The 4,133-nt window shown below is 67.4% G+C and carries 2 protein-coding genes; one reads left to right on the top strand and one right to left on the bottom strand.

The features are described from left to right. Positions 1 to 377: 377 nt before the first annotated feature. Positions 378 to 2,087 carry a S41 family peptidase gene (locus tag WBA11_RS17060; RefSeq protein WP_424521845.1) on the bottom strand — a complete coding sequence of 570 codons (1,710 nt, stop codon included), beginning with the start codon at positions 2,085 to 2,087 and terminating at the stop codon, positions 378 to 380. Positions 2,088 to 2,296: 209 nt separating this feature from the next. Between WBA11_RS17060 and WBA11_RS17055 the strand changes: the two genes are divergently transcribed. Beyond that, positions 2,297 to 3,961, top strand: coding sequence for a helix-hairpin-helix domain-containing protein (locus WBA11_RS17055; protein ID WP_424521844.1), 1,665 nt, complete (start codon positions 2,297 to 2,299; stop codon positions 3,959 to 3,961). Positions 3,962 to 4,133 lie beyond the last annotated feature (172 nt).

The following is a 4,133-nucleotide window of genomic DNA, read 5'->3' as shown; positions in this document are numbered from 1 at the left end:
CATATAGCTGCCGCCCTCGTTAAAGCGGAAGACCAGGTCGTTGGCGAATTCGGCCTGCATCAGCAGAGCGGAGAGCGTCATGGGTGTGTGTACCTCGGTGGGGAAGCGGTTGGGCGATGGGGCGGCGAGTCCGACCCCGGAAGCACTAGAGGGGTGCGCAAGACGCGCCAAACGTGCGGGGTCAATATCCCTACCGCCTCTGGAATTGTCAACGAGAGGCGAAGGGGAAGCGGAGGAAGTGTTCACTTCTCACCCTTGGCAGACACACAGGATGCCTCGAGGTTGCTCCAAACGCCGAAGGCATTTGAAATAAAGAAGCGGCCCGCCCGACTCCTGCGTGGGTCAAGCGGGCCGCCGAGCGGGAAACGCGCGGGTGTTTAGTTGCTCGCCTGCGCGAGCGTGATCGCGTCCGACCAGTGCCTCATGGCCTCCTGAATGGCCGGGTCGATCTCCCCGACCACCGGGAACCACGCGTTGGCACCGAACAGCCTCCGCGCTATGAACGCTCGGACTCTCGCTTCGATATCGGCCCGAGCCTCGAAGGCCTCGGAGCGAACGAGGACCTCGTCGCCGTCGGCGCTCGGCCTCAAGGCGACAACGGGTGTTCCTTCAGATGCGACGTAGCTCAACAAGCGGTCGAAGTCTGCGTCGGTGAGCCGGAAGTCCTGAACGAACTCGCGCTCGCGGCCCTCCCACTCCTCTCGGAACGCCGTGCCCCGCCGCTCGATCTCGGTCCGAGCAAACATGTCGTCGAAGCGCTTGCCGGACGCGGAGCGGATGATCGTTCGAAGGGCTGGAGATAGAGAGTCAGGCTGGACGATGTAGTCCGGCAGGATGCCGCCGCCGCCGTACACGACGCGTCCTCCGTCGGTCTGGAAGACCAACGAATCTGGGACCTCGCTCCCGAAGGCGCTCGCGTTGACGGCACCGCCGTCGGGTGCCAGACGGTCCTCGACAGCCTCGCGGATGTCGCGCTTGGCCTCGTAGTAGGCCTCGTCGTCCTGGCCCACTTCGTAGGGCGTCTGGATCAGCCGGCCCGACGGCGTGAAGTACCGGGAGACAGTCATTTGGAGCACGCTCCCGTCGGTCATGGGGAACTGCTGCTGGACCAGCCCCTTTCCAAAGGAACGGCGGCCGATGAGGTATCCGCGGTCGTGGTCCTGGAGAGCGCCCGCGACGATCTCGGACGCACTCGCCGAGTTCTCGTCGATCAGGACGATGACCGGATCGTCCTCGTAGATGCCACCGGACGTCGCGCGGTACTGCCGCTCGTTTGCGGAGTGACGGCTCTCCGTGTAGACGATCATCTCGCCGGCCTCGAGGAACTCGTCCGAGATCGCGTAGGCCTGGTCCAAGAGTCCGCCCGCGTTTTGTCGCAGGTCGAGGATCAGACGTTCCATGCCCTGGGCTCGGAGCTCGCGGATCGCGGTCGTCACCTCCTCGTGACTCGTGCGCGCGAACCGCGTCAGCTTGATGAGGCCCGTCTGGTCGTCGACCATGTAGGACGCGGCGACGGTGTTGAGCGGGATCCGGTCGCGGACGATCGAGAACGAGAGCGGATCGCGGAAGCCGGGCCGCTCGACGGTGACCTCGACGGTCGTGCCGCGCCGTCCCTTAAGCTTGAGCGGGACGTCCTCGGGATCGATGCCGATCGCGTTCTCGCCGTCGATCTCGATGATGCGGTCGCCGGCCTCGAGGCCGACCTCCTCACTCGGCCCGCCGACGATCGGCTGGAGCACGACGAGCGTGTCCACGTCCTCACGCCCCTCGACGAACTCGTAAAAGATGCCGATCCCGTCGAAGCTCGCTTCGAAGCTCTCTCGCACGCGCCGCATCTCGTCGGACGAGATGTAGATCGAGTGCGGGTCCAGACTCGCCAACATGCCCTCGATGGCGGCCTCGGCCAGCTCCGACGAGTCGACCTGCTCGACGTAGGCGCGCGTGACGTACTCGTAGGCCTCCTCGATCTTGCGGAGCTGCTCGACCTCCTCGGAGCCGGAGACGGCGTCTTGAACCTGGGTCCCCACGAGCAAGCCGGCCGCCAAAAGACCGGCGCCGACGATGGGGGCGAAACGAGAGCGAAGCATGAGCGCGGGGGGAGGAGGTTCGAGCCAACGGGCTCGACGCGTCGTTGGTGCCACCGAACGGCGTTCCGGGGGAGCGGTTCACCCTGGCGTCACAAGATATGGACGGAGCCCCAAACCATCTGTGAGGGCGACCCCGAAGCGACCTCGAGGACGAGAGTCGGGAACCAAACCGGCCTCAGAGCTGAACCCTCCTCCCCTCTCTCGATCCGATGACCAACAAGGCCGTCGCCAAGCAACTCAAGCTCACCGCCGACCTCGTCGAACTGACGGGCGGCAACCCGTACCGCGCGCGGGCCTATTCGTCCGGCGCCCGCACGCTCGAAAGACTGGAGGAATCGGTCCTCGATCTGCTCGCGGCGGGCGGCCTCGAGGACGTGAAAGGCATCGGCAAGGGGTTGGTGGCGGAGATCGAGGAGTTCGTCGCGACCGGCGTCATGGGCGTCACGGAGTCGCTCCTGCAGGCGCTGCCTCCGGGCCTCCCCGAAGTCCTGCGCGTCAAGGGCTTGGGCGTCAAGAAGGTCCGGGTGCTGTGGAAGGACGCCGGCGTGACGTCGCTGGACGACCTCGAGGGCGCGGCGGCGACGGGCCGGCTCGCCGAGCTGCCGGGGTTCGGGGCGAAGACCGTTCAGAACATCCTGGCCTCGGTCGAGGAGTTGAAGTCGTACCGCGGGCTGGCCCACCTTCGGGACGCCGCGCTTGCGGCGCTCGCGGTGCGAGACACTCTCCGTGAGGCCGGCTTTCGCTGCGAGCTAGCCGGCCCCGTCCGGCGGCAGTGCAACACGGTCGACCGCGTGGACCTCGTCCTCGAAGGCGAGGCCTCCGACGCCGCAACGGCCCTGGATGGAATGCCCGACCTCGAGGTCGGAGAGGACCGACTGACCGCGACGCTGCCGCTCGGCCTTCCCCTCACGGTCTGGACGACGGTGGCGTCGGCGTTCGGGACGGCGTGGTGGCGGAAGACGGGACCGGACGCGCACCTCCAAGCCTTCGTCGACACCTATGGCGAGCCTGCCGATCACGGGGACGAGGGCGAGATCTACCGCGCCGCCAGCCTCGATCCGATCCCGGCCCCGCTCCGCGACGACGACTGGTTCCAAGAGGCGGCCGACGGCACGCTGCCGACGCTCGTCCAGTCGTCCGACCTCGAGGGGACCGTCCACAACCACACGACGGCGTCGGACGGCGCGCACTCGCTGCGGGAGATGTGCGACGCGGCGCAGGAGCTCGGGCTGAGCTACTACGGCGTGGGCGACCACAGCCGGAGCCTGAAGATCGCGAACGGGCTCAGCATCGAGGACGTGCTCGCTCAGATCGAGGACGTCCAGCAACTGAACCAGGCCTACGCCGACGAGGGCGTCGACTTCCGCGTGTTCTCCGGCTCCGAGGTCGACATTCTCTCGGACGGCTCGATGGACTTCCCCGACGACGTGCTCGACCAGCTAGAGGTCGTGGTCGCGAGTGTCCACACGGGGTTTCGGATGACGGAGGACGAGGCGACCGAGCGGGTCGTCCAGGCCGTCTCGAACCCCCACGTTCGGATCTTGGGCCACCCCACCGGCCGCCTGCTGCTCCGTCGCGAAGGCTACCCGCTCGATCACGACGCCGTCCTCGAGGCCTGCGCCGAGCACGGCGTCGCCGTCGAGCTCAACGCCAACCCGTGGCGCCTGGACGTCGACTGGCGGTTCGTGCGCGCGGCGACTCGTCGCGGGGTGCTGGTCTCGATCAACCCCGACGCGCACTCCGTCGAAGGGCTCGCGGACACGCGCTGGGGCGTCGCGTCAGCGCAAAAGGGCGGGCTGACCGCCGAGCAGTCGCTGACTTCGAAGCCGGCCGACGCGTTCGCAGTGTGGCTCGACGCCGGTGGTCGAGCTTAGCGTCCTCGAGGTCGACCCTTCTTTCTGGGAGCGTCGGCGCTGTAGCGGAGTACGACGGCACAGACGGTAGCTTCCTCTCCCCTCTCTCTCGCTCGTGACCCGTCTCCTCCTTACGCTGGGCGCAGCGCTCTTGGTCTTCGTCGGGCTGGCCGCGGCCGCGAGCGTCTTGGCC

The organism is Rubrivirga sp., from assembly GCF_049648075.1.
Taxonomy (GTDB): Bacteria; Bacteroidota; Rhodothermia; order Rhodothermales; family Rubricoccaceae; genus Rubrivirga.
The sequence above is the reverse complement of the archived record's forward strand: the minus strand, read 5'-3'. Positions and strand labels throughout refer to the sequence as shown.